This is a genomic window from Agrobacterium sp. CCNWLW32 (assembly GCF_037083425.1).
Lineage (GTDB): Bacteria > Pseudomonadota > Alphaproteobacteria > Rhizobiales > Rhizobiaceae > Agrobacterium > Agrobacterium radiobacter.
On record NZ_JBAOJM010000008.1, the window covers coordinates 1 to 26751 of the forward strand.

Annotated in this window: 22 protein-coding genes; 5 read left to right on the forward strand and 17 right to left on the reverse strand. The window is 59.5% G+C overall.

Annotated elements, in window-relative coordinates; genetic code table 11:
* Positions 1-209: 209 nt before the first annotated feature.
* Positions 210-572 (reverse strand): hypothetical protein, encoded by a 363-nt coding sequence (locus V6R85_RS16965; RefSeq protein ID WP_060724383.1) that lies wholly within the window; start codon positions 570-572, stop codon positions 210-212.
* A gap of 203 nt (positions 573-775) precedes the next feature.
* On the opposite strand from V6R85_RS16965, the gene V6R85_RS16970 reads away from it, so the two are divergent.
* Entirely contained in the window at positions 776-2470 is a 1695-nt protein-coding gene (locus tag V6R85_RS16970; RefSeq protein ID WP_099087064.1) for a dihydroxyacetone kinase family protein, read from the forward strand.
* 77 nt (positions 2471-2547) lie between these two features.
* Here the strand turns inward: V6R85_RS16970 and V6R85_RS16975 are convergent, their stop codons facing one another.
* Positions 2548-3006: an Lrp/AsnC family transcriptional regulator gene (locus V6R85_RS16975; RefSeq protein WP_003504223.1), complete on the reverse strand. Its 459-nt coding sequence runs from the start codon at positions 3004-3006 to the stop codon at positions 2548-2550.
* 123 nt (positions 3007-3129) lie between these two features.
* Here V6R85_RS16975 and V6R85_RS16980 point away from each other — a divergent pair, with 123 nt between their 5' ends.
* Both V6R85_RS16980 and V6R85_RS16985 read left to right on the forward strand, forming a co-directional pair.
* The gene (locus V6R85_RS16980; RefSeq protein ID WP_003504226.1) at positions 3130-4413 is read left to right on the forward strand and encodes a cystathionine gamma-synthase family protein; all 1284 of its coding nucleotides are present in this window, start codon (positions 3130-3132) and stop codon (positions 4411-4413) included.
* Between the two features lie 108 nt (positions 4414-4521).
* On the forward strand, positions 4522-5202 hold the full coding sequence (locus V6R85_RS16985) for a DUF2161 domain-containing phosphodiesterase (protein WP_060726777.1): 681 nt from the start codon (positions 4522-4524) through the stop codon (positions 5200-5202).
* Between the two features lie 64 nt (positions 5203-5266).
* Here V6R85_RS16985 and V6R85_RS16990 read toward each other — a convergent pair whose 3' ends face one another.
* From V6R85_RS16990 to V6R85_RS17060, 15 genes are all read right to left on the reverse strand, one after another.
* Positions 5267-6196, reverse strand: a complete 930-nt coding sequence (locus V6R85_RS16990) for an MYG1 family protein (RefSeq protein WP_060726778.1) — start codon at positions 6194-6196, stop codon at positions 5267-5269.
* A 198-nt stretch (positions 6197-6394) separates the two neighbouring features.
* The gene (locus V6R85_RS16995) at positions 6395-6955 is read right to left on the reverse strand and encodes an NAD(P)H-dependent oxidoreductase (RefSeq protein ID WP_060726779.1); all 561 of its coding nucleotides are present in this window, start codon (positions 6953-6955) and stop codon (positions 6395-6397) included.
* A gap of 50 nt (positions 6956-7005) precedes the next feature.
* On the reverse strand, positions 7006-8187 hold the full coding sequence (locus tag V6R85_RS17000) for an acyl-CoA dehydrogenase family protein (RefSeq protein WP_060726780.1): 1182 nt from the start codon (positions 8185-8187) through the stop codon (positions 7006-7008).
* Positions 8188-8302: 115 nt separating this feature from the next.
* Positions 8303-9406 (reverse strand): LLM class flavin-dependent oxidoreductase, encoded by a 1104-nt coding sequence (locus V6R85_RS17005; protein ID WP_003504237.1) that lies wholly within the window; start codon positions 9404-9406, stop codon positions 8303-8305.
* A 129-nt stretch (positions 9407-9535) separates the two neighbouring features.
* A complete protein-coding gene (locus V6R85_RS17010; RefSeq protein ID WP_060726781.1) occupies positions 9536-10648 on the reverse strand; it encodes an LLM class flavin-dependent oxidoreductase in 1113 nt (370 codons plus the stop codon).
* The gene (locus V6R85_RS17015) at positions 10645-12363 is read right to left on the reverse strand and encodes a dipeptide ABC transporter ATP-binding protein (RefSeq protein WP_060726782.1); all 1719 of its coding nucleotides are present in this window, start codon (positions 12361-12363) and stop codon (positions 10645-10647) included. The genes V6R85_RS17010 and V6R85_RS17015 overlap by 4 nt, the downstream gene beginning before the upstream one ends.
* A complete protein-coding gene (locus V6R85_RS17020) occupies positions 12342-13187 on the reverse strand; it encodes an ABC transporter permease (protein ID WP_060726783.1) in 846 nt (281 codons plus the stop codon). The genes V6R85_RS17015 and V6R85_RS17020 overlap by 22 nt, the downstream gene beginning before the upstream one ends.
* Entirely contained in the window at positions 13184-14194 is a 1011-nt protein-coding gene (locus tag V6R85_RS17025) for an ABC transporter permease (protein WP_020813058.1), read from the reverse strand. The genes V6R85_RS17020 and V6R85_RS17025 overlap by 4 nt, the downstream gene beginning before the upstream one ends.
* A 38-nt stretch (positions 14195-14232) precedes the next feature.
* The gene (locus V6R85_RS17030; protein ID WP_020813057.1) at positions 14233-15888 is read right to left on the reverse strand and encodes an ABC transporter substrate-binding protein; all 1656 of its coding nucleotides are present in this window, start codon (positions 15886-15888) and stop codon (positions 14233-14235) included.
* Positions 15889-16283: 395 nt separating this feature from the next.
* On the reverse strand, positions 16284-18626 hold the full coding sequence (locus V6R85_RS17035; protein WP_111792875.1) for a molybdopterin guanine dinucleotide-containing S/N-oxide reductase: 2343 nt from the start codon (positions 18624-18626) through the stop codon (positions 16284-16286).
* Between the two features lie 38 nt (positions 18627-18664).
* Positions 18665-20041 (reverse strand): FAD-binding oxidoreductase, encoded by a 1377-nt coding sequence (locus V6R85_RS17040; protein ID WP_080864581.1) that lies wholly within the window; start codon positions 20039-20041, stop codon positions 18665-18667.
* A 113-nt stretch (positions 20042-20154) separates the two neighbouring features.
* Positions 20155-20757, reverse strand: a complete 603-nt coding sequence (locus V6R85_RS17045; RefSeq protein ID WP_111792876.1) for a 2-hydroxychromene-2-carboxylate isomerase — start codon at positions 20755-20757, stop codon at positions 20155-20157.
* Between the two features lie 12 nt (positions 20758-20769).
* Positions 20770-21342 (reverse strand): TetR/AcrR family transcriptional regulator, encoded by a 573-nt coding sequence (locus V6R85_RS17050; RefSeq protein ID WP_020813052.1) that lies wholly within the window; start codon positions 21340-21342, stop codon positions 20770-20772.
* Between the two features lie 49 nt (positions 21343-21391).
* Positions 21392-22420 carry a ketopantoate reductase family protein gene (locus V6R85_RS17055; protein ID WP_003504255.1) on the reverse strand — a complete coding sequence of 343 codons (1029 nt, stop codon included), beginning with the start codon at positions 22418-22420 and terminating at the stop codon, positions 21392-21394.
* A gap of 310 nt (positions 22421-22730) precedes the next feature.
* Positions 22731-23573, reverse strand: coding sequence for an NADPH-dependent oxidoreductase (locus V6R85_RS17060; RefSeq protein WP_003504257.1), 843 nt, complete (start codon positions 23571-23573; stop codon positions 22731-22733).
* Positions 23574-23967: 394 nt separating this feature from the next.
* Here V6R85_RS17060 and V6R85_RS17065 point away from each other — a divergent pair, with 394 nt between their 5' ends.
* A complete protein-coding gene (locus V6R85_RS17065; protein ID WP_336377088.1) occupies positions 23968-25575 on the forward strand; it encodes an ABC transporter substrate-binding protein in 1608 nt (535 codons plus the stop codon).
* Between the two features lie 40 nt (positions 25576-25615).
* On the forward strand, positions 25616-26707 hold the full coding sequence (locus tag V6R85_RS17070; protein WP_020813050.1) for a rhodanese-like domain-containing protein: 1092 nt from the start codon (positions 25616-25618) through the stop codon (positions 26705-26707).
* Positions 26708-26751 lie beyond the last annotated feature (44 nt).

Here is a 26751-nt window from a genome sequence, read left to right on the forward strand (position 1 = left end):
GCGGGGTGGAGCAGCCCGGTAGCTCGTCAGGCTCATAACCTGAAGGCCGCAGGTTCAAATCCTGCCCCCGCAACCAAATTAGCCCGCTTCATGCGGGCTCTTTTGTTGTCAACGGAAGATTTACGCCACGCTATCCAACAATAGCCGAGGACTATCATCCGGCGCGCCGCAATAACACATTGGCGGTGGCTCCTCCGACTCGGAGGACTTCAGGCTTCGACAGGTTCGCTGACATCATCCAGGAGAAAGTGCACGATCACATAGCGCGTCGTGTATTTCTGACCGCTATCGGAGACGCTCTCGACGCTGCCGCCGTCGGAGGGATGCCATTTCTGATAGTGGGGGTTGTTGGTAATCAGCGTGATCGCCTTGCCCGAGAAGCTGCCATTCAGCCGATAGCGGGCCTCTGCCAGGCTCCAGATCTTCTCAAAATCCTCCTGGCTGATCCGGACTTTCAAGGCTTTTCTGGAGGTGGCTTTTCCAGGCGAGCCATCGTCGCTTGCCGCCGGTGGAACATGCAGGTCAACCTCTTCCGCACCATCAAGCAGAAAGGCAAATTCGTCTGGCCACATCCGTCTCACGTATCGCTCCTCCCAAAGCTTACCGCCCCACAGCACAATCATGATAGCGCGTCCGCCGCGAGAGGCAATGGCGGAAATGTACCTGCGTTTCGAATGCCCGGAACTTGAAATTGGCCGGGAGATCGTGCTTGTTCACGATCAGCAGGGCGTGTTTGCGTCCACCGTCAGTTGAGAACTGCATCGAGGAGTAAGGCATGAAGAAGCTCATCAACGATCCAGCCACCGTTGTGCGGGACATGCTTGAAGGGGTGGTGGCGCTTAGCCCTGCGACGGTCCTGCTAGCAGATGAGAATGTTGTGATCCGGTCTGGTCTTCCGGAAACGGAAAAGCGGAAGGTGGCGGTCCTGTCGGGTGGAGGCAGTGGACACGAGCCAGCCCATGCCGGCTATGTCGGTGCGGGCATGCTGACCGTGGCGGTGGCAGGCGATGTCTTCACTTCGCCCAGCACCGATGCGGTTCTTGCCGGTATCAAGGCTGCAGCCGGCCCCGCCGGCGCTCTGGTTATCGTCAAGAATTATACGGGCGACCGGCTGAATTTCGGATTGGCGGCCGAGCTGGCAAGGGCTGAAGGAATTCCGGTCGAGATCGTGGTCGTTGCCGATGACGTCGCGTTGAAGGACACGGTTCCGGCCGATCGCCGCCGGGGTATTGCAGGTACGGTACTGGTTCACAAGGTCGCAGGCGCTGCCGCGGAGCAGGGACTTCCCCTTCAGGCGGTGGCCCGGATCGCGCGGGAAGCCGCCGAAAAATTGTCCTCCATGGGAGTATCGCTGGGTTCCTGCACCCTCCCTGCTGTCGGCAGGCCGGGCTTCGTCCTTGGCGAAGCTGAAATCGAGGTCGGGCTCGGAATCCATGGCGAGCAGGGCGTGCGGCGGATGCCTGTCGCATCGGCGGACGAACTGGTGAAGCTGGTCCTCGAAACGATCGAAGCCGATGGCAGGCTGAAGAGCGGAGACCGGGTGACGCTTCTGGTCAACGGACTGGGATCAACGCCGCCGATGGAGCTTGCGATCGTGGCGCGATCAGCGGTCGCACGCCTGGAGGCGAAGGGCGTCGTGGTCGAGCGGGCCTGGGCAGGCACCTTCCTCTCCGCTCTCGACATGCCGGGCTTTTCCCTGTCCGTCATGCATGTGGACGATGCAACGCTGAGCCTCATGGATGCGCCAACCGATGCCGGTGCATGGCCGCGCGGCGGTGCGGTGAACCGCACGCGGGTCCTGCCTTCGGCAGGCGTCGAGAAGAGCGCGACTGCGGAAAACACGATAACGGCAGCCGGTGAGCGATTGCGTGCCGCCGCAGAATTGGTTGCCGGAGCCCTGATCGCCGCGGAGCCCAAGTTGACGCAGCTGGACAGTGTTACGGGCGACGGTGACCTCGGAACAAGCATGGTGCGGGGCGCCGAAGCAATCCTGGCGCTGCCCATGGAGAGCTTCGCAGATGTCTCCGGAGGATTGATGGCGATGGCAAACGCGATGCGCAAGGCAATCGGCGGAAGCTCTGGCCCCTTTTACGCCACGGGCCTGATGCGCGCCTCGCGCCATCTTGCCGGCATCGAAAAGCCGACGGCCCAGCAGATGGCGGAAGCATTCGTTGCAGCCGTTGCCGCGGTGTCTGAACTCGGTGGTGCGAGGCCGGGGGACCGCACGATGATAGATGCGCTTCATCCGGCGGCAGAAACCTTCCGGGATAAACTCGCAGGTGGAGCTTCGGCCGCGGAAGCCTGGCGATCCGCGGTGGCGGCAGGCGTTGCCGGCGCCGAGGCGACGGCCTCCATGAAGCCGAGGCTCGGGCGCGCGAGCTATCTTGGCGAGCGGGCTGTCGGACATCTCGATGCGGGAGCGGTCGCCGTCAGTATCTGGCTTGAAGCAATCAGGAACAATGAGCGCTGACGAGAGTGGGCCGGAACAGCCATGCCGTCGGCCGGACGCCCGTGAATATCTTGCGCCGGCTCCGCCGGCCTTGAAGCTCAGATACGCCGCGCCTTGATCGTGTTCATGACGAAGCTGGTCTCGATGGTGTCGACGCATTTCAGCTTTGCAATCTTGTCCTTGATGAAGCGCTCGTAATCCTCCAGCCCACCGCACATGACCTTGAGCATGTAATCCCTCGGACCCGTGACGAGATGACATTCGAGAACCTCGTCCCAGTCAAGAACGGCCGCCTCGAACATGCGGATTTCGTCATCGTGCTGACGGCTGAGGCGGATGGAGGCAAGGGCAGTCATCGTCCACCCCTCGATTGCCGGATCGATGATGGCGGAATATCCTTTGATCGCGCCTATCTCTTCCAGGCGTCGAAGCCGTCGCAGGCACGCCGATGCCGAAAGTCCGACTCGCTCGGCAAGTTCGTTGTTCGTGATCCGCGCATCGGCAGACAGTTCCTTGAGTATCCTGCTGTCGATCGGGTCTGCAATTTTCTGCGACATAAATGACCATTCTCCGCAATATATTGCTTAATGAGATAGTCCGACGCTTCAGAATGCAAGATATTTTGGTTTCACTGCGTGTAATCTGCAGGTAATTCAACGCCAGCTGAGGGATCATCGGAAATGACCGCGCCGCATCCATCCAAAACCCATATCGGCAACCACGCTCTCCATCCTGAAACCCAGATGCTCAATTATGGGTATGATCCAGAATTGTCGGAGGGCGCCGTAAAGCCTCCCGTGTTCCTGACATCGACCTTCGTCTTCAAATCGGCAGAAGACGGGCGCGACTTCTTCGACTACGTCTCCGGGCGCAAGGAGCCGCCGGAGGGCAGGGGCGCAGGCCTCGTCTATTCGCGTTTCAACCATCCGAACAGCGAGATTGTCGAGGATCGTCTTGCCGTTTACGAACGGACGGAGAGCTGCGCTCTCTTCTCCTCGGGCATGTCCGCCATTTCGACGACGCTTTTCGCCTTCGTCCGGCCGGGTGACACCGTGCTCCACTCCCAGCCCCTGTATGGCGGCACGGAGACGCTGCTGGCGAAGACCTTCCATAATTTCGGCGTCTCGGCAGTGGGTTTCGCCGACGGTGTCAGCGAGACCTCGGTGATATCAGCTGCAGAGGAGGCGATGGCGAAAGGCAGGGTGTCTGTCATCCTCATCGAGACCCCGGCCAATCCGACAAACAGCATTGTCGACGTCGCGATGATAGGCCGGGTTGCCGATGTTATCGGCGAAAAGCAGGGGCACAGGCCGATCATCGCCTGCGACAATACGCTTCTTGGGCCCGTATTCCAGCGACCCATCGAGCATGGCGCCGATATCTCGCTCTATTCACTAACGAAGTACGTTGGCGGGCATTCCGACCTCATAGCCGGGGCGGCGCTCGGCCGGAAGGATGTCATGAAGCAGGTGAAGGCGTTGCGTGGGGCAATCGGCACGCAGCTCGATCCGCATTCATGCTGGATGCTCGGACGCTCCCTTGAGACGCTGCAAATCCGGATGGAGCGGGCGAACAGCAACGCCAAGGTCGTGGCGGAATTCCTGAACGCGCATCCCAAGGTCGAAAAAATCCATTACCTGCCGTTCAGCGATCCGGCATCCGCGGTTGGCAAGGTGTTTGCCGCACAATGCTCCGGTGCGGGATCGACCTTCTCGTTCGACATCGTCGGCGGGCAGGCTGCCTCTTTCAAATTCCTGAATGCGCTCAACATATTCAAACTCGCGGTAAGTCTCGGCGGTACGGAGTCTCTTGCTTCTCACCCCGCGACGATGACGCATTCGGGAGTTCCTGCCGATGTCCGCCAGCGCATCGGTGTGCTGGATTCCACGATCCGGCTGTCAATCGGCATCGAACATCCCGATGATCTTGTCGCCGACCTGACCCTTGCCCTGGATCAGGCCTGACGACAGGTAGCCGACAATCTGTAACCGAGCGCGCCAGCGGCTATAAAGGTTGTCCTGTGCAGGTGGATCGATGTATCTGGGGGGAACTTCACTTGAACCTGCAGGCACATGGAAACGTCGCTTTATCTGCCCATCAAGGGCTTTCTCGAAAAGGCGGGCTACGCCGTCAAGGGCGAGGTTGGCGGTTGCGACCTCGTCGGCTTGAGCGATGACGATCCGCCTGTTGTCGTGATTTGCGAGCTGAAACTGAGCTTCAATCTGGAACTCATCTTGCAGGCTGTCGATCGCGCAGCCATTGCGGACGAGGTCTGGATCGCGGCTCGGGTTTCAGCCAGGGGCAAAGGCCGCGAGGCCGACAGACGTTACCGCGATCTTTGCCGCAGGCTCGGTATCGGTATGCTCGGCATTTCCGATACCGGTGAGGTCAGCGTGATCGTTGGTTCCATATCACCGATGCCGCGAACCAATCCGAAACGGCGGTCGCGGCTGATGCGCGAACACCAGAGGCGACGCGGCGATCCGACGGCAGGTGGCAGCACGCGCGCGCCGATCATGACCGCGTACCGCCAGCAGGCGCTCGGCTGTGCCCTGGCGCTGGCATCAGGGCCGATGCGGGTGCGTGAAGTCAGATCCAGCGTACCGGATGCCGGAAAGATCCTGCTTTCGAATGTTTACGGCTGGTTCGAACGGCAGGACCGAGGAGTCTATGGTTTGACCCAGCCCGGCCGTGAAGCACTACAGCGATGGCCGCAGCAGGATACGCCGGCAACTGACACTGTTACCGGCTGATTTTTTTCAGCAATGGAGGCTCGCGCCGCCACAAGATGCGGCCGGCCACACGGCCGGCTCCACATCACTGCTTTGCTGCGATTGCTTCCTTTACCGCCAGCTCCGCCATGGCCAGTGCAGCATCGCGGGTTCTGGCCGCTGCGACAAACCGGCCGTTATGGCAAAAGGTCGCGCCTTCGACGCCGCAAACCGCTTCGAGATCTTTGTCGGTCAGGCCGGCCCAAGCTGCCGGCAGGTCGGCACGCAGCTCAAAGCCCTCATCCGCGCGGCGGATACCGGTCAGACACCAGTCGTTGTTGCGCGGGTGAACGACAAAGAGCAGATGGTCGGCGCCTGCCTTCATGATGGCGGGTCGAAACGGCATTCCCACCGGCAGTTCCAGAATATGTCCCTCACCGGCATCCACGATAGCCCTGTTCACAAGCGCTTCGGCCCGCAATTTTGCAGCGCTGTTGGCAATCTTTGCCTCCACGAAGCTGCGGGCAACGGCCAGCGCCGCGTGGAAACTGCGATTATCCGCTTCGGGATCGGTCTCGTCGAAAACAGGTTTCAGAGTTTCCAGCAGGACGGGCAAAGTCAGCCCAGCGAGCTGCCCGGCGATAGAAGGGCTCAGTGCGCCATTGTCGACCAGATCGACCGGCAGCACGAAGCTGGTATCGAAAGAGGTGTGAATGGCTTCGATATGGTCTTCAGGAACGCCGGAGGCGGCAAGATAGTCGCGGCCGAAATGCTTCCAGATCAGGCCGAACGAGCTATAGGGTTGACCGTCGTCCCGTAGTGGTGCGCCGCGCTGGTGGTGATCAAATATTCCCGCCGTTGGGTCATAAGCACCTCCGACGTCGTAGATGATGCGGTTCGCGCCGGGCGTAATCCATTCGGACGCCCTGCTGCGGATGAGGCGGGCCTGCGGGAAAAGCCGGGTGAGCACGACGCTGGATAGGAGTTCGTCGGCGTGGAAGCCACCGGAATGGGTGACGAGGAAGTCCGGGATCATGTCAGGATGCGCCTTGTTGCTTGCGGAATATCCGCCTGAGATTGAGGCACCTGATATCCTTTGCCGGACGCTATCTCAACCCGCCATTCGTCACAGGGATCAAAAGCAATGCCATGCCGGACGACGTCGGTGGATCGAACCAGCCGACGTTGTCAGCGCTGTCAGTCTCTGTGAGGATATCCCGGGCGCATCGTCCAATTATTCTGCGGCGATTGTTACTCTTTCAAACCGTGCTTTAACAAGCAAAGCAGCTTCTGCGATTGCCTGATTTACCCGCGCGCTTATGGCAGGCGAAAGCTCGCCTTCTATGAAGTCCCGGCCGGAGGTGTAGATTGCGGTGGGTGCCACGAAGGCTTCGAAAAATGCAAATAGCGGTCTGAGCTGATGCTCCACCACAAGTGAATGCCGGTCTCCGCCGCCTGTCGCCGTCAGGATGATCGGCTTGCCTCTGAGGTCGGCGGGGTCGAGAAGATCGATGACGTGTTTAAAGAGGCCGGTATAGCTGCCCTTGTAGGTCGGTGAGCCGATCACCAGAGCTTCGGCATCGATGATCGTTTGAACAATCCGCCGCACATCACCATCGAGATCCGCCACGGATCGTGCCGAGCTCAATGATGCCCCGAGATCCTCGATGTCGAAAACCTGATGCTGCAGGCCCAGTTGTCCGGCCAGCGCTTCGCTGACATTTTCGACAAAGCGCTTCGTGCTGGATGGGCGCGATGTGTTGCCGGAGAAACCGACGATCAGATTGTTGCTCATTGACGTTCTTTCGAGTGATCTTGGGGAAGGGCGGTTTGCGCCAACGCGTCTTAAGCCGTCTTCAGGATTGAAAGGCCGGCCGGATGTGTCGATCGGTCATTCTCGCCTGTTTTCCAGCGCTCAAAGGCGGCACGTCCGAGAATGGCGACGGACGTATCTTCCTGGGGTGCATGGACGAGAACCGACTGGATATCGCGGAAATGCCGCTCCAGACCAAGATCGGCGTTGAGGCCGGGATTGCCGATGCCACGAACAGCCAGTTGCACAGCTTCGCGGATCTGCCTGCCGGCGAGGAGCCGGGCCCTTATCAGGTGTTCGGCATCGCCAATATGGCCTGTGAGCGCGCCGAAGATGATCTGCCGGGCGCCGGAGACCAGAAGGTCGATCTCACCCGAAAGCGTGACAAAACGTTCTGTCCGCGCAATGGGATGGCCCAGATTGGCGGGCACACGTTCGTGCGCGAAGCGGATGAAGGCTTCCTGAGCCGCTTCGGCTGCGCCGAGATAGATTGCGGTCAGCGCAAGCGTCATTGCCGCATGGCTGCGATTATCCTGCTGGGCAACGGAGGGATCAACGAGTTCCAGCACATTTTCTGCCGGGATTTCAACCTCGGTATATTCGACATCGTGCGAACCTGTCGCCCGCATTCCGAGGCTCTTCCAGTTCTCGATAATCCTGATGCCGGGCAGGCCGTTAGGCACGACAAACGTGCCGACCCGCGCCTGAGCCTCGTCGGTGTGCGCCCAGACGAGAAAATGGGTGAGGCCGTGCGCGCCCGTCACGAAGCGCTTGCGGCCCGTGATCGACCAGCCATTTGCCGTCCGGCGCGCACGCGTGGCCGGCAATCCGCCGCGCGCCGGCGAGCCCAGTTCCGGCTCCACACGGGCGGCGTTCAGCAGCAGTGGCCGATCTTTGGCTTTGGAAAGAAGGTCCCTGTAAAGACCGTCGGGCCAATGATCCTTCGTCGCCTGTCCCAGGTGGGTGAAGATCGTCATTGCGCTGATGAGCGCCACCGAGGGATCGCCGCGTCCAAGGGCCGCCAGAATATGGGCCGCGGTGCTCAAGGTTCCTCCCGGGCCGCCGTAACGCGTGGCCACGGTGCTCTCCAGAAGTCCGGCTTGATGAACGGCGCGAATGCCGGTCCAGGGAAACTGACCGGTCTGATCCGCCTCCGGTGCGGCTTCGGAAAGGGCGTACACAGCGGCGTCAAGTGCGGTGGGATCGTAAGACATGCGGATAACGGCTTTCTGGAAGGTCGAGAGGCGGGATCATCCGTTGCGGGCATGGATGATCCCGGTCTTGGAGGAAGAGGTGGGCAGGTCCGACGGCCTGGCCGGACTGCCGTGATCAGGCGGCTGCCTTCTTCTTTGCCTCTTCACGTTCGCGAATGCCCTCGCGGACGAGAGGCAGGATGTATCGTCCGTAGTCGACGGCATCATTGTAATTGTCATATCCACGGATCGAAATCAGATCGGCGCCGAGATCAATATAGTCGAGAATGGAGTCGGCGATTGTGCGCGGCGATCCGACCAGAGCGGTTGTTGCGCCGCTTGCATTGGTCGCGGTGACGGTCGGATACCAGAGCGCGCGGTCATGGACATCGCCGCGTTTGGCGATATCGAGCAGGCGCTGGGAGCCGATATTGGCGGGGGGGGTTGCGTTGACCGGCGCGCGCGAAAGGCCCCTCTGACGGTTCTCGTTCAGACGGTCGAGAACCCTGTGCGCCTTATCCCAGGCCAGTTCGTCTGTTTCAGCCACGATTGGCCGGAAGGTAACCCAGATGCGCGGGCGATCGGTTCGGCCTGCTTTTGCGGCTTCGGCATAGATGCGGTCAATCTGCTGCTTGGTTTCAGCCAGCGGCTCGCCCCAGAGCCCGAAAATGTCGCACAGCGAGCCACCGATACGATAGGCGGCATCCGACGAACCGCCGAGCGAAATCGGGATAAGACCGTTGGTGGGACGCACGGCGCTGCGAAACTGCTTGAACTGGTAATATTTGCCGTCGAAATCGAAGGGCTCGGTTGAACTCCAGGCAAGGCGGAGAATGCGGATATATTCTTCCTGGCGTTCGTAACGCTCTTCCTTGTTGAGGAAATCTCCTTCGCGCGCCTGCTCCTCGTCGCTTCCGCCTGCGATGAAGTGGACGACGACGCGACCGCCGCTCAATTGGTCGAGCGTGGCGAGGGACTTGGCCGCAACCGTCGGATAAACGGTGTTGGGCCGGAGCGCGACGATGATCTTGATGTTCTTCGTATGCGCAAGCACGGTGGCGCCCAGCGTGAAGGGATCGAACGAAGAGGAGGAATAGGGAATGAGCGTGTAGTTGAACCCGTAGTCGTCCAGTGCACGCGCATAACGTTCCAGGAACAGCGGATCAACCGGAGCATCAGGGATGGGGTTCAGATCATTGGACTCGTTGGGAAAGCTGACGCTGATGAATTCCGCAGCCATGGGAGCTCCTTGGTGTTTCTGAGTGTCGGGTAAAAGCTAAAGCCGGTGTGGCATATGAGGAAGACAGGTCTTTCTATTTCTATGGAATATGTAGAAAATATTGCCTGACTATCCTGATGGTCTAGAACCTTAGATTGCCGCCCGTTCCGGCCCTTCGTGATCGGGAGCAGGTTTCCACCCCAGAGATGGAGCAACCGTCGTCGCAAGATCGGTGAGCAGTCGTATGTTTTCGGACAGTCCGAAAGCGGGAGGCAGAAAAAGAACGAGCTCATCTGCGGCCGCCAGTCCCGGATCACCCAACACCGCCTCTATGACTTCTTCCGGTGTACCTTGAAAGACCGGGGAAATCTGCGCGCCAACAGGCGGGCCGGCAGGGGCCAGCGCACCCTTCGGGCGTGAGGCGGCAATTCCCACCGTGCGACGCTCAAGGTCGTAAGCCGCGTATTTCTCACGCAGCTCCGGGGTGGTGCCAACGAGAATGGAAGCGGCAACAGCGACCGGGGGTGGCGTCGTCTTCCAGATGCGGAGCCAGTGGGTGCGATAGGCATCAATGATCCGCGCCTGATATTGACCGAAAGTCTCGCCTTCTGCCTGATCGTGAAGGACGGTCCCGGAAATCAGGCCAATCCCAAGTTCGGCGGCCTGTATTGCTGAATCGAGGCTGGCGGAGCCTTGTCGGATACGGCTGCGCAAGGTTGGGCTATGAGGGGTCACCCGCAACTCGGCTCCCGGAGGTGCACCAATGTCCCGCTCGGTAACAGTGTGCAAAACATCACCGGCAATGGCGGCGAGGAAACGCGACTGGCGTCGCTTTGCCTCTGTGCGGGCATCGGTATCGACGGTTCCGAAAACGGCATCGAACGCGCCGTTGGTCCCGGTCGAAATGGCAAGTTCAAGCCGACCGTCGATCAAGAGGTCGGTTGTTCCCGCCGCCTCAGCCAGGAGGATGGGGTCCTGATAACGCATCGGGATGACGGCGGAGCCAAGCGTGATGTGCCGCGTATGCTGGCCGACTGCCGCAAAGAAGGGTAACGGGGAAGAAAGATAGTGGTCGAAGTGACGCTGATAGGCCCAGCCTGACTGATAACCCAGCCTTTCCGCCTGCCTGAACAGCTCTATGCCCTGTCGCAGCCCCTGTGCCGGACCGTCATCGTCGTTGAACGACACGCGCGTATTGAAACCCAGCCGCTGTTTCGGTCGAAACAACGCGGGAAGGTCGCGGGAAGCTGCTGCAATATTCATGCGAGTTGCTCCTTCCGCAGAGCGCGCTGGACAGCGGGAGCGCGAACCGTTCCGGCAATGCCCGACGGGATGGAGTTCAGCAGCGACGCGGTATATTCGTGTCTCGGATTGGCGAATATCTCGGTGACGGCTCCATGTTCGACAATGCGTCCCCGCTGCATCACCGAAACGCTGTGCGCAAGTTGCCGGACGAGGGCGAGGTCGTGCGAAACGAAAACATAGGTCAGGCCGAGCTTCGCCTGTAGCGACAGCAGAACCTCGACGATATCCGCCTGAACGCTGACATCGAGTGCGGATGTGGGTTCGTCCAGCACGATCACATCAGGCTTGAGGACCAGCGAACGGGCGATTGCCACACGCTGACGCTGCCCGCCGGACAGGGCCGACGGTTTACGCTCCAGGAGGTGCTCGCTCAAGCCGACATTCGCGAGAGCTTCCTGTACGCGTTCGGATCGCTCTTTCGGCGTCCCGATCTCGAAGCGGTCGAGTGGTTCACGAACAAGCTGCCCCACCTTCCACGTCGGGTCGAGGGACGTAAACGGGTTCTGGTAAACCAGTTGAAGATGCCGCCATACGGACCGCAGCGAAGCGCGGTTTTTGTTCGTGACGGTCTCGTCGGCAACCGTAATCGTGCCGCTTTCCGGCTCTTCGAGCCCCAGCAGCAGGCGGATCGTCGTCGTCTTGCCGGAGCCGGATTCGCCGACGAGGGCATGAGTCGTGCCCGCCGGAACCGTAAACGAAATATCGTCCACCGCAGTCAGGGTTTTGCCATCGACAATGAAGCGTTTGGTGACGCCGCTGACGGCGATCTTTGGCGACTTGTCGCCATCAAGGAGGCTGAACCCCGGATCGCGGAATTTGGCATAGCGCTCCGGGTTGAGCGCGGGGACGTCGCCATGGAGTTTTTTGGCATAGGGTGAGGAAGGGGAGGAAAAAACCGCGGACGTCCTGCCTTTCTCCTGCATGACGCCGTTCTTCAGCACGACGAGATTATCCGCCCTTTCGGCCGCTATTGCGAGATCGTGGGTAATAAGAAGGAGGCTGATGTTCAGCTCATCCCGAAGACGGGAGAGGAGATCGAGGATGCGCTTCTGGATCGTTACGTCGAGTGCCGAGGTCGGTTCGTCCGCCACCAGCAGTGCAGGGCGTGGCAATATTGCCAGAGCGATCAGCACGCGCTGCAGCATCCCTCCGGACAACTGGTGCGGATAGGAATCGTAAACCCGTTGCGGATTGTCGAGACCCACCTTGGCGAAGGTTTCGAGAATAAGTGTCCTGCGGATCGCTGGATTGGTCTCTTCCATCAGCGCTGCCGCTTCCAGCGCCTGGGAGCCGATTGTTCTCACAGGATTGAGAGAGTTGCCGGGATCCTGCGGCACGAAGCCGATTTCACGGCCGCGAAACGGCCTGAAGCGGCGTTCTGGCAATGCGAGAATGTTCTGCCTGTCGAAAATAACCTGCCCTGTGGCGTTTGCGCCGGTGGGGAGAAGCCTCAGCACGGCTTTCGCGATGGTCGATTTTCCAGAACCGGATTCTCCGATGAGGGCGAGGCTTTCGCCACGTCCGATTTCGAAGCCGACATTATGGACGACCTCCTGCCGTCCGTAGGACACGGCAAGATTTTCGACCTTGAGAAGGGGTATCGCGTGTTGTGGAGACGCAGCCACGAACTCGGGAAGGATTGGCGCTGTTTTCAGTGCGATTTGCGAAGCCATCGGCTGATCCTGTTGACAGAGAGGACGGTCACGATCGTAACGAACGCGGGCGCATAAACGAGCCAGGGCCATTTGAGGTAGTCCTTGCCGATTGAAATCAGCAGGCCCCAGTCGGAAGAAGGTGGAGGGTCGCCGTAGCCGAGGAAGGCGAGGCTGGCGATCACCAGAATGGACTCGCCGAATTGCAGCACGGCAAGCGGCAGCATTGAGCGGGACGCATTTGGAAGGACGTGTCTGAGAACGATGTAGCCGCGCGAACCACCCGAGAGAAAAGATGCTTCCACAAAGGTCGCCTGACGTGTCTTGATGACCTCAGAGCGCGCCACGCGGGCGAAGAAGGCAATGGCTGATATGCCTGTCGCAATCGCCGCATTGATCGTTTCGAAGCCGATGGCCGTGACGATGATGACCGCGAGCAGGAACTTCGGGATGGAGAGCAGCACGTCGACAAAACGCGCAAAGACGATATCCACCCAGCCGCCGAAAAATCCGGCGAGCAAACCGATCACACCACCGATGAAGACACCGATGACGACAGCGACCAAAGCGCTCGATACGGATGAGGCTGTGCCATAAACGACCCTTGTATAGAGATCACGCCCGAGATGATCGGTGCCGAACCAGTGCGCAAAACTGGGCGCAAGAAGCTTGTCGGCCGGGACACCGTTGATCGGGCTCTGGCTGGTGAACAGTTGCGGCGCAATCGACCAGGCGACGACGATTGCGATGACGAGGAGGGAAAGGGCAACCGTTGGAGTAAGGTTGAGAGCTCTCAGCTTCTCGAACGGATTGCTGCCGGAAACCGGGCTGGAGACAAGGCTCATGGTTTGGCCCCCGTTTCAAGGCCAAGTGACGTGTCGTCGATGGTCGCCAGGCGGCGTTTTCGGCCAACGATAATTTTCACCCGTGGATCGAGCAGCGGATAGAGAAGATCGGCGATGAGGTTGACGACGACGAACACCACGGCTCCAAGCGAGACGATGGCCTGCAGGACGGGCAGGTCCTGCGTGCTGACGGAGCGCTGGACGAGACTGCCGATACCGGTACGGCCGAACACGGTTTCCGTGATCAGCGAGTTGCCCAGAAGCTCGCCCACGGTAAGGGCGATAACGGTCACCACCGGTAGCGAAGCGGGCTTGAGCAGATGTGTAGTGAAAAGCCGTTTCGGCCCGATGCCGCGGCTGCGGGCAACCGCCGCGTAATCCTGTTCCGCTTCATGATCGAGATTGGCGATCAGCACTTCCGCGATCTGCGCGGAAAACGGTATGCCGATGGTGATCGCCGCAAACAGCGTCGCCCAGAAGCTGTCGGGCTCGATGACCCGGAACAGCCGGAGCTGAAACCCGAAAAGGTGGATCAGAAACAGGCCGATGACGAAATTGGGCGTCGACAGGAACAGCGAAGGGAATGCCCGCAGCAGCCCCTGCCCATATCGTTTCGGCACGACCTGTGTGCCATAGGCAACGGCGAAGGCGAGGATCAACGCAACCGTGAGCCCGGCGGAGGCCAGTACCAGCGTCGATGGCAGCACCTCGGCGATCAGGGTCGAGACGGGTCGATTGGAGCGCATGGAGATGCCGAGATCGCCCGTCAGGAATGCCGACAGGGAGTGCCAGAGCTGCACGATGATCGGCCTGTCCAGCCCCTGTGCAGCAATGATTTCGGCGATTTCCTGCTCGGTGAAACCGTTCTGCGGGTTGCGCAGAACGCTGGTGATCGGGTCGCCAGGCAGGACGCTGACGACCACGAACGTGAAGACATAGGCCAGAAGGATGACGACGATCGCCTGGCCGAGCCGCTTTGCGGCGTAGGTTAGGTAGGCATTGCTCATGCCGTCACCTCCTTGACGTTACTTGGTGGGCGCTGGCCTCATTCGGCAATGAACGCTGTGTAGTAGCTGGCGTAAGCGACGCCGTTATAGACTTCGCCCTTCAGCTTCGGCGATTGCACGTAAATGCGCTGGACGATTTGGGTGCGTGGTATGAAATAGCCCTGTTCCAGCACGTATTTTTGCAGGCCGTCCAGAAGAGGCTTTCGTTCCTCGACGGAACCCGCGCCGGCGATTTTGTCACGCAGGTCGTTGAGCTTTGCATCACGCTCATCCAGCGCAAACCAGTTCTCGCCATTGTTGGCGTTGGTCAGGATGCTGGCGACCGTGCCGGCATCGATGAAGCTGCGCGTGACTTCATATGCGGGAACTGCGGCGCCACCGAATTTGACCTTCTCGCCATAGGTCACGACATCATAAGCCCTGATGTTGACCTTCCATCCGAGCCTGCCAAGCTGCTGGGCAATCAGTTCATCGACGGATTTCGAAGTTGCCAGATAGGGATTGGAATGGATCGTCAATTCCAGCGGCTTGCCGTCTTTCACACGAACGCCGTCCGCGCCCTTGGCCCATCCGGCTTCGTCCAGAAGCTTCTCCGCCCTGTCCGGATTGTAGGCGAGGAGATCGCTATGATCGGTCGCGCCGGGGACGTTGCTCTGGATGAACGACGTCGCAAGCTTCCAGTCCTGCGTATAGACGGTGTCGATGATTTCCTGGCGATTGATGCCAGCCTGGAGTGCCTGACGCACCTTCGCATCATCATAGGGTTGAAGCTTGGTGTTGACCGCCCAGCCGTTGACGAAGCCGAGATAACGCGGCGTCGCGACGGTAAAGCCTTCTTCCTTTAGCGATTTCAGTTCCTGGGGCGAGGCGTTATAGGCGACGTCCGCCTGACCGGACTGAACCGAAGCGACGCGAAGGGATGGTTCCGACACCAGCTTGTAGGTGATGGTATCGAGATAGGCGGGTCCGGTATGGCCGACTGCGGCGGGCCCCCAATTATAGTCCTTGCGCTTGACGAGAGTGACATGGTCGCCCTCTTTCCAGGACTCCACCACATAAGGTCCGCTACCGGCGGTCTTGCTGAGGTCTGCCTGCTGGCTTGCAGGCTGGGCGATGCTTTTGGGAGAGATCAGGATGGAACCGTGATAGCCAAGGGTCGGAATGAAACCGAGCGTCGGCTTCTTGAAGAAAACCTTGACCGTCGTGGCATCGACCGCTTCCGCGTGATCATAGGTCTTGGGGAAAAGGCCGATCGGGTTGATCCCCTCGTTCTTGCGGCCGGCATACCAGATGTCGAGATTGGCGACGACGGCCTTCGCATCAAGCGGTTCGCCGTCGGAGAAAGTCACGCCGCTTTTGAGGTGCAGGGTGAATTCCGTTGCGGTGTCGTTCTGCTCCCAGCGTTCGGCAAGCCAGGGGCTGACCTTGCCTTCGGCATCGACGTAAAGCAGCTTATCCGTAACATGACCCCAGATGTGGCCCTGGAAACTGGAGATGGCGCTGTTGTTGGGGATCCACGTGTCGCCCAGTGAATCGATCAGAAACGTGATGTCACCGCCATCGCGCGGCGTATCTGCCGCCAGTGCGCTCAGAGGTGCCAATGTCGATAAAAACAGCGAGGCCGAGACCGCCAAGGAGGCTGTGAAAAGCAGCCGGCGACGCGACAGGGAGAATGAGAAAGAACGTTTTGTCATGGTATGATCCTGATAAATTCAAAGTTTTTTTCGTTGCAATTTCTGCATCTCCTGCGGACGGACTGCTGCTGCCATCGGCACAACGCACGTCAAACCGTTGCCGCACCGGCTTTTCAGCCGGGCGGGAGAATGCTGGAGTTCATTGATGATCGGGTTGGGCGTCGCGGGGTTAGCGAGCGGCTTCTGGAAGCCTGCTTGGCTGAGGAGCGCGCCCGCTTCTACATATTCCAGTCATGACGCGGTCCCTCGTTGCGGTGTTCATCTTGCCCATAACCTAGCAGTCAGGCGTGAGGGAGAAAGACTGGTTGTTCTTTTTCTATCGATTTAGTGAATTATTTTATCGCCATTTTGCCGACAGTTTGGATTGGTGTTTCAGACGCCCTTAAATTGCCGTCTCACGCCGGTGATTGAGGATGGCCCGGCGCCGAAGATGCCGTGTCACGCAGGGCAAATGTCATGGCTTCGAAAATCCTGACCGGCGGCAAATCACCGGTAAAAAGCTCAATCTCCACCCTGGCGATCTGGCCGGTCGAACCCTGAGACAGTTTCGAAGTGCCGATGTCGCGGGTCAGGATATTGGGGTTGCCATGGATGCAGATGGCATTGTCGTCAGCGGAATCCTGCGGCTCGAACCATGCGCCGGTGGCAAGCTGCATCACCCCCGGCATGACGTCCTCACTGACGATGGCGCCAGCGAGGCAGCTGCCGCGCGCATTAAAAAGCCTGACGACGTCGCCGTCAGATATTCCGCGGGCCGCGGCATCGGCCGGATGGATGCGGACAGGCTCCCGATCCCTGATCTTGGTCGAACGGCTGAAATCGCCATAGTCCAGCTGGCTGTGCAGACGTTGATATGGCTGATTGCAGACGAGGTACAGGGGATGCAGGCGGGCGTCATCGGGCGTCTCCATTCTTGGGGGATACCAGCGCGGATGACCTTTGCAGTCCTCATAACCGAAACCCTCGACCGTTTCGGAATAGATCTCGATTTTTCCTGAGGGTGTCGGCAGCGGCTTCGTCCCGGGACCCTCAAGGAAAGCGCGCGCCGGGCCACCATCGTCGGGTTTAACCGGAAGAAGCAGTTCCCCCCGCTCCCAGAAGGTTTCAAAATCGGGCGCGTCGTGGCCGCCCGCCGCAAGCGCCTGACGGGTCGTTTCGTACAGGAAGGCGAGCCATTCTCTGCTGTTGCGGTTTTCGGTAAAGGCATCGAACCTGCCAAGTTTCCGCGCAATCCCGGCGAATATCTCATAATCGTCGCGTGCTTCGCCGACAGGGGCGATCAGGCGCTTCATGGCGATCATCAGGGGATCGCGATCGGCGGCGCCGATGTCGTCACGCTCAAGCGTGGTCGTGGCGGGCAGCACGATATCGGCATGTCGCGCGGTCGAGGTCCAGGCGGACTCGTGGACGATGATCGTTTCGGGACGCCGGAAAGCGGCCCGCAACCGGTTGATATCCTGATGATGGTGAAACGGATTGCCACCCGCCCAATAGACAAGCCGGATATCAGGATAGCGGAGTGCGTTTCCATTGTAATGAAACTCGGTGCCGGGATTGAGCAGCATATCGGCGATGCGCGCACAGGGAATATAGTCCGGCACGGGATTTTTGAATTGCTGCAGCGTTGGCAAGGGAACGGCGAGCAGGCTCTTGCCGATATTGCCCAACGCGCCGATGGAATAGGAAAATCCGCCGCCGTCCAGTCCGATCTGGCCGAGCATGGCGGCAAGGACAATGCCCATCCACACCGGCTGTTCGCCATAATCGGCCCGTTGCAGTGAATGGCTGACCGTGATCAGGGTTCTGGAACCGGCCATCTTCCGCGCCAGCTTGCGGATCGTCTCCGGGTCAATGTTGCAGATCGCGGCCGCCCATTCGGGGCTTTTATGCTGGCCGTCCTCCCTGCCAAGAAGATAGTTCTCGAACCGGTCATATCCAGCCGTATAACGCTCCAGAAACGCCCGGTCGTGCAGTCCTTCCGTGACGAGGACATGAGCAAGCCCGAGCATCATCGCCACGTCCGTACCGGGAATAATGGGAAGCCACTCGGCATTCAAATCACCCGGAAAATCGTCTGCCAACGGGCTGATGAATATGAAATGCGCACCGCGAGCGCTCGCGCCGGCCAGTTTCTGCCGTACGGAATGCGTGCTGATCCCTCCACCGTGGACATCGGCGTTCTTGATCGCCATTCCACCGAAGGCGAGCACCAGCTCGCTGCTGCGTTCGATCGCGTCCCAGGTCACGCTCTTGCGGTCGAAGCTGTCATACGGTCCAAGCACATGGGGGATTATGACCATGGCAGCGCCGGAACTATACGTGTTGACGGACCGGACATATCCGCCAAGGACGTTCAAAAAGCGGTGAATCTGGCTTTGTGCGTGATGAAACCGGCCGGCACTCGACCAGCCATAGGAGCCGCCGAACACTGCGCTCGGGCCATGACCGTCATAGACCCTTTTCAGCTCATCCGCGACCAGCTTCGTCGCTTCGGCCCAGCTGACCTCGACGTAATCGTCAGCGCCGCGTCGCTGCGCGTGGCCGGTCTCGCGTTCAAGCCAGCCCCGCCGGACGGCAGGCCGTTTGATGCGAACGGGGCTGTCGGCAATCGCTGGAAGATTGCCCAGAAGCGGTGATGGATGCGGGTCACCGGGGTGGGGCTCTATCTCCAGTCGCCCATTTGCAAAGCGTCCGGAGAATGCACCCCAGTGGGAACTGTGAGTCTTGAAGGAATTCATCGCGTGGCCTCACGATCATGGATTGCAACGTGGCAATTCTATTTCGGCAGGATTTTCCCCGGATTCATGATGCCGGCAGGGTCGACCGCATGTTTGATGAGCGCCATCAGATCAACCGCGTCGCCATGTTCCTCGCGCAGATAAGCGATTTTCCCGGTGCCGACGCCGTGTTCGCCGGTCGAGGTGCCGCCGATGGAGAGGGCATATTGCACCATCTTCTTGTTGATGGCCGCCACTTCGCCGAGCTCTTCCGCATTGTCGGGATCGACCGCAAAGACAACATGATAATTGCCGTCGCCGACATGGCCGAGGATAGCCGCCGGCACGCTGCAATCCTTCAGAAGTTCGCGGGTCTTTAATATGCAATTGCTGAGCTGTGAGACCGGGACACAGACATCCGATGACCAGCCTTTGGCGTTTGGCCTCTGCGATACGACGGCGTAAAACGCGTTATGTCTCGCTTTCCAGAGACGATTGCGTTCTTCGGGTGCATTGGCCCACTCGAAATCCTTGCCGCCATGTTCCTCCACGATGGCGGATACCATGTCGACCTGTTCCTGAACGCCGGCGGGTGAGCCATGAAACTCGAAAGCCAACGTGTCCTCGATCTTCAGGTCCAGCCCGGAATAGGCGTTGACGGCCCTGATCAGGCCACGGTCCATAAGCTCCATGCGGGCGACCGGGATGCCCAGCTGCACGACCTGAATGGCTGATGCCACCGCCTGTTCGACGCTCTCGAAAGAGCAGAGCGCCGCCGAGATGGTTTCCGGTATTCCGTAGAGACGAAGCGTTATTTCGGTGATGATCCCCAGCGTTCCTTCCGAGCCTACAAATAACCGCGTCAGATCATATCCGGCGGAAGATTTTCTGGCGCGACCGCCGGTTCTGATGATCTGACCGGTCGGCAGCACCACGGTCAGCCCGAGCACATTTTCCCGCATCGTTCCGTAGCGGACGGCATTGGTGCCCGAAGCGCGGGTTGCGGCCATGCCGCCAATCGAGGCGTTTGCGCCAGGGTCGATGGGAAAGAATAATCCCATGTCTCGCAGATATGTGTTCAACTGCTCCCGCGTGACGCCGGCCTCAACCGTGCAATCCAGATCTTCACTGCTGATACGGGTTATCGTCGACATGCGCGAAAGGTCGATCGAGACCCCGCCATTGACAGCCGTCAAATGCCCCTCGAGCGAAGTGCCGGCGCCGAAAGCGATGACGGGCACCCCTTCCGCTGCGCATAGCCGCACGATCTCGGATACTTCGGAGGTGGTTTCAGCGAAAGCGACCGCATCGGGAAACACGGCTGCATGATGCGCTTCACCGCGCCCATGCTGCTCGCGCAATGTCAGGGACGTTGAAAGACGCTCCCCGAGGAGGTCCCCCAGGGATTGGATGAGAGAAGAGGACAGGTCAGGCATAAGAAGATTCCGTGGGAGCCTGGCAGCGGAATGCCACGGCAGACTTACAAACGTTGAAGGCGAAGCGCGCGCCCGGCGGAACGCCAGACTGTCTCCGCCATCTGGCGGTGATATCAGGCGGCGAGCTTTTCGCCCCTGAGATGACACTCTAGGAATGGAAGGCTATCCTGCCCCCAGTAGAGTTCATCCTGATAGCGATAGGTTGGCACGCCGAACACGCCGGCTGTCCTGGCGGCTTCGAAGCTGGCCTTTTGCAATGCCGCAACCGCATCGCTTTGGCCGTGGTTGTCGAGCGCTGCAGCATCAAAGCCTGCGGCTGTCGCAATGGCCCCTCGGACATCTGCGTTGCCGATGTCTTCACCACGAACCCAGAAGGCCTCCTGAAGCGCAGCTGCCAGCTTGAGCCAGTCATCGCCTGTCTCGATCGCCGCCGCGACTATCAGGCCGGCGGGTGCGGGATCCGAGAGAGCGGCGCGATTGTCGAAATTGAGCACTTTTCCGCGCAATGCCGCCCAGCGCTTCAGATCCCTGATCCAGTAGGCGCGTCTGGCCTCCGGGCGGTTTCGTGAATAAATGCCGCCGTTCTCCTCGATCAGCGGAATGACATGAGGGCGGATCGTGGCACCCTGTTCTTTCGCCAGCACAGCAAACGGTTCAAGACCGATGAAGGCCCAGGGGGAGCCGATGCTGAAAAAATAATCGATCGTCTTTGTCATTGTCTGCTGCTTTCAGTTGGGTTGATTGGTGGAGGCGGCGGCCGTGTCGAAGACGGAGAGAGCACAGTCTCGCGCAATCAGCACTGCTTTGGGATCGCGTCTGACGGCGACGGTTGCCAGTGCCCCTTCGTAGAGAAGCGACAGATGGGCAGAGGCAATCTCCACCGTGCTGCCGGCTCTTGCCAGGACAGCGGCAAACACGTCCCTGACCTTCGCCTTATGGGCACGCGCAACGACCACGACGCGTTCGGACTCGCCATGTTCCGCAACCGCAAGAGCGAAGGCGCAGCCGCGAAAATCCGGGCTATCGGCCTTTTCGTGGAGTTGCTCGAAGATCAACCGGATTTGCTCCTTCGGAGTCATGTCGGCATCCAGCACTTTATGGAGCGAATGGATTACCCGCTCGTGACGCGCCTCCAGATAGGCTGCAACGAGATGATCCTTCGACGGGAAATGCCGATAGAGCGTCGCCTTCGCCACATTCGCTTCTTCGATGATACGATCTATGCCGACAGCCCGGATGCCCTCGCGATAGAAGAGTGTGCCAGCGGCGGTGAGGATATGGTCTGATATGGCTTCTCGCATTATCGTTTCACACTGTCGTTTCAAAAGTCGCGCTGATACGGATTGCCGGTCATGAAGTGACGGCAGGACTGGCATGCGCCGCCCGGTCCGGGGCGGCGATGAGAGACGTGATCGCATCGAGCGGCAGCGGCTTTGAAAACCCGCCCTGATGTGCCAGCTTTCCGGCAAGCGTTTGCACGGCTTCGTTATAGGGCGTCGGAACGCCGTGAATCCGGCCCAGCAGAACGATTTCGCCATTGAGGAAATCCACTTCGCTCGAGGCTCCGCGCCTGAAGCTCTGCCAGGTCGATTGCTGGCCCGGATGAATCCCGCTGTTCGGCGCAACCCGCCAGTTCGAGATGTCGAGGCTTCGCTCGGAGGGCGAGGCAAGGGTGTAGCCTGCCGCTTCCAGCACATGTCGCGCCTCATCCACCAGCGCCGCGCTGATCCTGTCGTTCAGATCGGCCGGACCGTCGAACAGTTCCAGGGCATTGCGAACGTTGTGAAGGAGCTTTGCTGCTTTCCATCGGCGGATATCGTCGCTTGGCTCGGCAAGATATCCCGCCCTGTTCAGGTCTGCCGTGACCTGCGCGGTCACGTCATCCTGTCCGAGCGGAAAGCGCCCGACTGTCACGATGCCCAATTGCGGCTCGCCGCCAACCACCACCTTGCCGGTTTCGGTGAACCGCGCCGGGGTCAGAATGCTTGCGCCATAGACCCTGGAAAATGTTCTCAGGGCATTTGCTTCGGTCGCCAGTCCATTTTGAAAAGTTACGATCGGAAGATTTGCCGCCGCCGGTGTCGTTGTGTTCGAGATGCTTTGCCAGGACCAGAAGGCGAGCGCGCTGACGGCATCCTGCGCTTTCACGGTGAGCAGGAGGACATCATCCGGCGTCAATTCCGGAATATCTGTCAGGTCGAAAACCCTCAAATCGATCTGCCGCGTCTCCGAGGGGCGCTGAAAGGTGAGGCCATGCTGCCTGATATGGCTGATCTGGGCGCCCCGTCCGAAAAGCGCATAGTCAATGCCTGAGAGTGCGAACTGCGCTGCAAGGCTCGCGCCCACCGCACCGGCGCCGATGATAACGTAACGTGGCATCTGTCGTTTCTCGTCTTGTCTTTTTCGCGCTCCGGATTTCCCGGAGAGCTTGGCTGCTGATAGGTTCGGCGCTCTGTGCGGATAGCAATTGAGGATCGCGGTAACACACGGTTCAAAAGCACTCTGGGACAGATCGTAAAGCCTGCGAGCAGTTTGAAGGAAGACCGGTCATTCTATATCTACTAATTTTGTAGAAAATCAGTTCCCGAAATCGGCGATTTCGGGAGAGATTGCGCTGCCCCTGGCAGGCGGTCCGTTATCGCCGAGCCAGGCGCGCGTCTGCGTTCGATGCGGGCAGCTGCAACACAGTTTATTTGATGCCGAAACCGAGACGGCGCAATGTCTGGCTCAGTTCCGCGCGGCCTTTGAGCGCGGCGGCGTTCTCGACACGCTGGGAAATGGGTGCTGTCCAGCCGTTTTGCGGCAGGCCCTGTTTTTCCTGAAACGTCTTCAAGACCGCGTCATAGGAATCAAGATCATCCCGTGCGGCCTCCGAATAGGTTTCATGAAACAAGATGGATGACTGGGGCAGGCGCGGTTTGACGTCGGTTTTCACGGCCGGGTCTGGATAACCCACGGTGAGGCCAAAGACGGCAATCGTTTCGGGAGGCAGGTTCAGTTCGCGGGATACGTCTTCCGGCCTGTTGCGAATGCCGCCAACGTAGCAGGAGCCGAGACCGAGTGAATCGATTGCGGCAACGGCGTTCTGCGCGGCCAGCGCCGCATCGATGGCGCCGATCAGGAAGCTTTCCAGATAATCCAGCCCTTCTCCGCTGTTGCCGTGGTTGGAAGCGACCGTTCGCAGCCGCTTCAGGTCGATAAGCCAGATGAGGAAAACAGGTGCATCCTTTATATGGGCGTTGCCGCCCGTGAAGCCCGCCAGACGTGCCTTGCGCTCCTTGTCCTGCACCGCCACCACGCTCCACGCCTGAAGATTGGAGGATGTGGGCGCAGATTGTGCGGCTGCGACCAGAAGTTCCAGGCTGCCCTCCGGCAGAGCTTTCGGCAGATAGGCGCGGGCGGTGCGATGGTTCAGCAAGGCGTCGATCGTGTCATTCCAGAAAGGCGGAGAAAAATCGGCCTGTGTTCCGTAGCGGGCCTCAACACGCTGCTGCGGGATTTCCAGTTTGGTGATCGGACTGGAGAGGGTCATCGTGTGTAGCTCCGTAATGTTGGGAGTGGGGGCAGGCCCGGATGAAGGTCGGAAAGGTTGAGATGCCTTCCACTTGATATGCTTTGCCGGTGCCTGTGCCGAGCAATGTCTTACTCATTGGCGATTTTTCAGGGAAACAACATTTCCATAAGACGTCCGGGAGTCGTGCTGTCGAGATTTCCTTTTATCTCGCCATGTTGGGAAGAAACGCAACGGCGGTCCAAGGTAGCGCAATTATTCAGCACAAATTTTGGTGCCTGGCTGCATACGTATTGGAATAAAATTCTGCAAGAAATGTTTTCTTTGATGGTCGAGAAGAATTTTCTTCTTAAGAACATGCCACTTTGCCCCGATGCTTTCACTATCGAAACGACGTTTTCAAACGGGGATTTTCATGACGATAGGACGCCGCCAGTTCAACAAGATGCTTCTTCTGGCAACGGCAGGAACGGCCCTGCCGGGTTCGGTATTCGCCGCAAGTGACGATGCGAGCCGGCCCGTCTCCGGCGGCACGCTCAAGCTGCTCTATCGTGTCGATCCCGGCAACGCACTTTTCGCCATCAACACATCGTCAGGCACGGGGCAGGCGATCGGCCCGAAGATCGTTGAAGGTCTTCTGACATTCGATTTCGACCTCAATCCGCGGCCCTTGCTGGCAACGGAATGGTCCGTTTCGGATGATCACCTGCGCTATACGTTCAAACTCCGGCCGAATGTGAAATGGCATGACGGTGAGGATTTTACCTCGGAAGACGTTGCCTTTTCGATTTTCCGTCTGAAGGAAGCCCATCCGCGCGGCCGCATTACCTACCAGAACGTCGAGGCGGTGGAGACGCCGGATCCCCTGACCGCCATTATCGTGCTGTCCAAACCGGCGCCGTTTCTGATTGCCGCGCAATCGAGTTCGGAATCGCCGATCGTGCCGAAGCATATTTTCGAAAAGCTGAAACCGGCCGATGGTCAGACATTGCAGACCGCGATTGGCACCGGTCCTTTCAGGCTGACGGAGTGGACGCCGGGCAGTCATCTGATCTTCGATAGAAACCCCGACTATTGGGATGCCGGCAAACCTTATCTCGATCGCATCATTCTGCGCATCATCACCGACCCGGCCGCGCGGACGGTGGCGCTGGAGACGGGGGAAGTCGATATTGGCGACAACCCGGTGCCGCTGGCAGACCTTGAGCGATTGAAGCAGAACCCTGATCTCGTCCTGGACACGAACACCTATGCTTATGCGGGGCCGCAGCAGCAGCTGTTCTTCAACTACGATAATGAAATCTTCCGCAAGAAAGATGTCCGCCTGGCCATTGCGAAGGCGATCAACCTCGATGAAATCGTCAATGTGGCGCTCTTCGGTTATGCGCAGATATCGCCGAGCCCCGTCAGCACCGCCCTGCCGAACTGGTATGACGCATCCGTCAAGGCCCATGCCTATGATCCCAGGGAAGCGGAAAAATTGCTCGATGCGGCGGGATATCCCCGCAAGGAAGACGGCAAACGTTTTCCCGTGCGGTTGACCTACAATTCCTATCTGACGCCCGGCTTTGCCGACGTCCTTCGCAGCCAGCTTGAAAAGATCGGCATTGCCGTCGAAATCCGCAAATACGACCTGCCGACCTATCTGAAGACGGTCTACACGGACCGCGCCTTTGATCTGGTTGTGGAATCCCTTTCCAACACGTTCGATCCGTCGCTCGGCATCCAGCGGGCCTATTGGAGCAAGAATTTCAAGATCGGACTACCCTTTTCCAACGCGGCCAACTACGCCAATCCGGAGGCGGATGCGCTTCTGGAGGCGGCGGCCATCGAGCCCGATGCGAAGAAGCGCTGGGTGACCTGGAGCAGGTTCCAGCATCTCATCCATGACGACGTCGCCTCCGTCGATCTTGTGGCGGCGGGAAGCCAGATCGTGGCGCACAGGCGCGTCAGGAACTACGTCACCGGCGCGCAGGGGCTGAACTGGAGTTTCGGCGACCTATGGCTCGATCCGACCGCTTGAAACCCGATGTGGAAACCAGAATTTGTCAGGAGAATATGCAATGTCCGTAAATGCTGTAACCAAAGACCGCCTCATCGAGTGGCTGACAGATGGCAAGGAACTTGCCGTTCTCGACATTCGCCCCACAGAAGAGGTGGGATATGCTTCCCCATTGTTTGCGACCAACCTTCCGGCTGAAAGGCTGGATGCGGAAATCGACCGTTTCATTCCGCGCCCTGTCGTGCGAACCGTTCTGGTGGATGATGGCAAGGGAAGCGCAGAGCAGGGGGCGGAGCGGCTTGCCGCCAGGGGCTGGAGCGATATTCACTTTCTGCGCGGCGGAATTCCGGCATGGATCGAGGGCGGCCTTGACGCCTTGCCGACATTCGATATTCCCGGCGTTCCTTTCGTCCAGAAGGTGAGAAGCGAAAAGAACACGCCAGTGGTTTTCGCCCGTGAACTGAAGGCGTGGCAGGAAGCCGGCGAGGATGTTGTCGTCATCGACACCCGCACAATAGCGGAATATGAAAAGGCGCATGTGCCGGGCGCCATCGGCGTACCCGGTGCCGAACTTCTGCTGCGTTTTTCCGACCTCGTGCCGTCACCCGACAAAAGGGTTGTCGTCTCCTGCGCGGGCCTTCCCCGCGCAATCCTCGGGGCGCAGACATTGATCGACGCCGGTGTTGAAAACGATGTCAGCTATTTGCACGATGGCACGCGCGGCTGGACGGATGACGGGTTTGAGCTGGAAACGGGGCGTTCGCAAACATATCCGCCCGCCAGCGATGATGCGAAAAATATCGCGAAGGCGCGTCTGGAGACCTTCTCCCGGCAAGACGACCTGCAGTTCATCGATCGCGCCACGGCCGAGACATGGCTGCGGGACACGGCGCGAACGACCTATTTTCTCGATGTGAGAACACCGGAAGAATTCGCAGCCTCCCACCTTAAAGGTTCGATTTCCTCGGAAGGCGGCCAGCTTCTCGGCGTTGCCTATCGCACCATTGCCGTGCGCGGAGCACGGGTCATTCTGGTGGATGATCTGCTGGGCGCCCGCGCGCGTGTTGTTGCCCATTGGCTGAAACGCCGGGGCTTTGAAATCTCCCTTCATCTGCACGACTTCGAACAGGGTGTCGAGGCGGCGGCCGCATAGGTTTCCCAGACGGTAGATGTCACTCGATTGCCGCCGCGCCTCTC

Bases quoted from the DNA above. Each gene is read 5' to 3' on its own strand.
- V6R85_RS16995 (WP_060726779.1), bottom strand. From the start codon at position 6,955: ATGAGCAACAATCTGATCGTCGGTTTCTCCGGCAACACATCGCGCCCA.
- V6R85_RS16980 (WP_003504226.1), top strand. From the start codon at position 3,130: ATGACCGCGCCGCATCCATCCAAAACCCATATCGGCAACCACGCTCTC.
- V6R85_RS16985 (WP_060726777.1), top strand. From the start codon at position 4,522: ATGGAAACGTCGCTTTATCTGCCCATCAAGGGCTTTCTCGAAAAGGCG.
- V6R85_RS17005 (WP_003504237.1), bottom strand. From the start codon at position 9,406: ATGGCTGCGGAATTCATCAGCGTCAGCTTTCCCAACGAGTCCAATGAT.
- V6R85_RS17050 (WP_020813052.1), bottom strand. From the start codon at position 21,342: ATGCGAGAAGCCATATCAGACCATATCCTCACCGCCGCTGGCACACTC.
- V6R85_RS17015 (WP_060726782.1), bottom strand. From the start codon at position 12,363: ATGGCTTCGCAAATCGCACTGAAAACAGCGCCAATCCTTCCCGAGTTC.
- V6R85_RS17055 (WP_003504255.1), bottom strand. From the start codon at position 22,420: ATGCCACGTTACGTTATCATCGGCGCCGGTGCGGTGGGCGCGAGCCTT.
- V6R85_RS17035 (WP_111792875.1), bottom strand. From the start codon at position 18,626: ATGAATTCCTTCAAGACTCACAGTTCCCACTGGGGTGCATTCTCCGGA.
- V6R85_RS16965 (WP_060724383.1), bottom strand. From the start codon at position 572: ATGTGGCCAGACGAATTTGCCTTTCTGCTTGATGGTGCGGAAGAGGTT.
- V6R85_RS16970 (WP_099087064.1), top strand. From the start codon at position 776: ATGAAGAAGCTCATCAACGATCCAGCCACCGTTGTGCGGGACATGCTT.
- V6R85_RS16975 (WP_003504223.1), bottom strand. From the start codon at position 3,006: ATGTCGCAGAAAATTGCAGACCCGATCGACAGCAGGATACTCAAGGAA.
- V6R85_RS17025 (WP_020813058.1), bottom strand. From the start codon at position 14,194: ATGAGCAATGCCTACCTAACCTACGCCGCAAAGCGGCTCGGCCAGGCG.
- V6R85_RS16990 (WP_060726778.1), bottom strand. From the start codon at position 6,196: ATGATCCCGGACTTCCTCGTCACCCATTCCGGTGGCTTCCACGCCGAC.
- V6R85_RS17000 (WP_060726780.1), bottom strand. From the start codon at position 8,187: ATGTCTTACGATCCCACCGCACTTGACGCCGCTGTGTACGCCCTTTCC.
- V6R85_RS17070 (WP_020813050.1), top strand. From the start codon at position 25,616: ATGTCCGTAAATGCTGTAACCAAAGACCGCCTCATCGAGTGGCTGACA.
- V6R85_RS17010 (WP_060726781.1), bottom strand. From the start codon at position 10,648: ATGAATATTGCAGCAGCTTCCCGCGACCTTCCCGCGTTGTTTCGACCG.
- V6R85_RS17045 (WP_111792876.1), bottom strand. From the start codon at position 20,757: ATGACAAAGACGATCGATTATTTTTTCAGCATCGGCTCCCCCTGGGCC.
- V6R85_RS17060 (WP_003504257.1), bottom strand. From the start codon at position 23,573: ATGACCCTCTCCAGTCCGATCACCAAACTGGAAATCCCGCAGCAGCGT.
- V6R85_RS17040 (WP_080864581.1), bottom strand. From the start codon at position 20,041: ATGCCTGACCTGTCCTCTTCTCTCATCCAATCCCTGGGGGACCTCCTC.
- V6R85_RS17065 (WP_336377088.1), top strand. From the start codon at position 23,968: ATGACGATAGGACGCCGCCAGTTCAACAAGATGCTTCTTCTGGCAACG.
- V6R85_RS17030 (WP_020813057.1), bottom strand. From the start codon at position 15,888: ATGACAAAACGTTCTTTCTCATTCTCCCTGTCGCGTCGCCGGCTGCTT.
- V6R85_RS17020 (WP_060726783.1), bottom strand. From the start codon at position 13,187: ATGAGCCTTGTCTCCAGCCCGGTTTCCGGCAGCAATCCGTTCGAGAAG.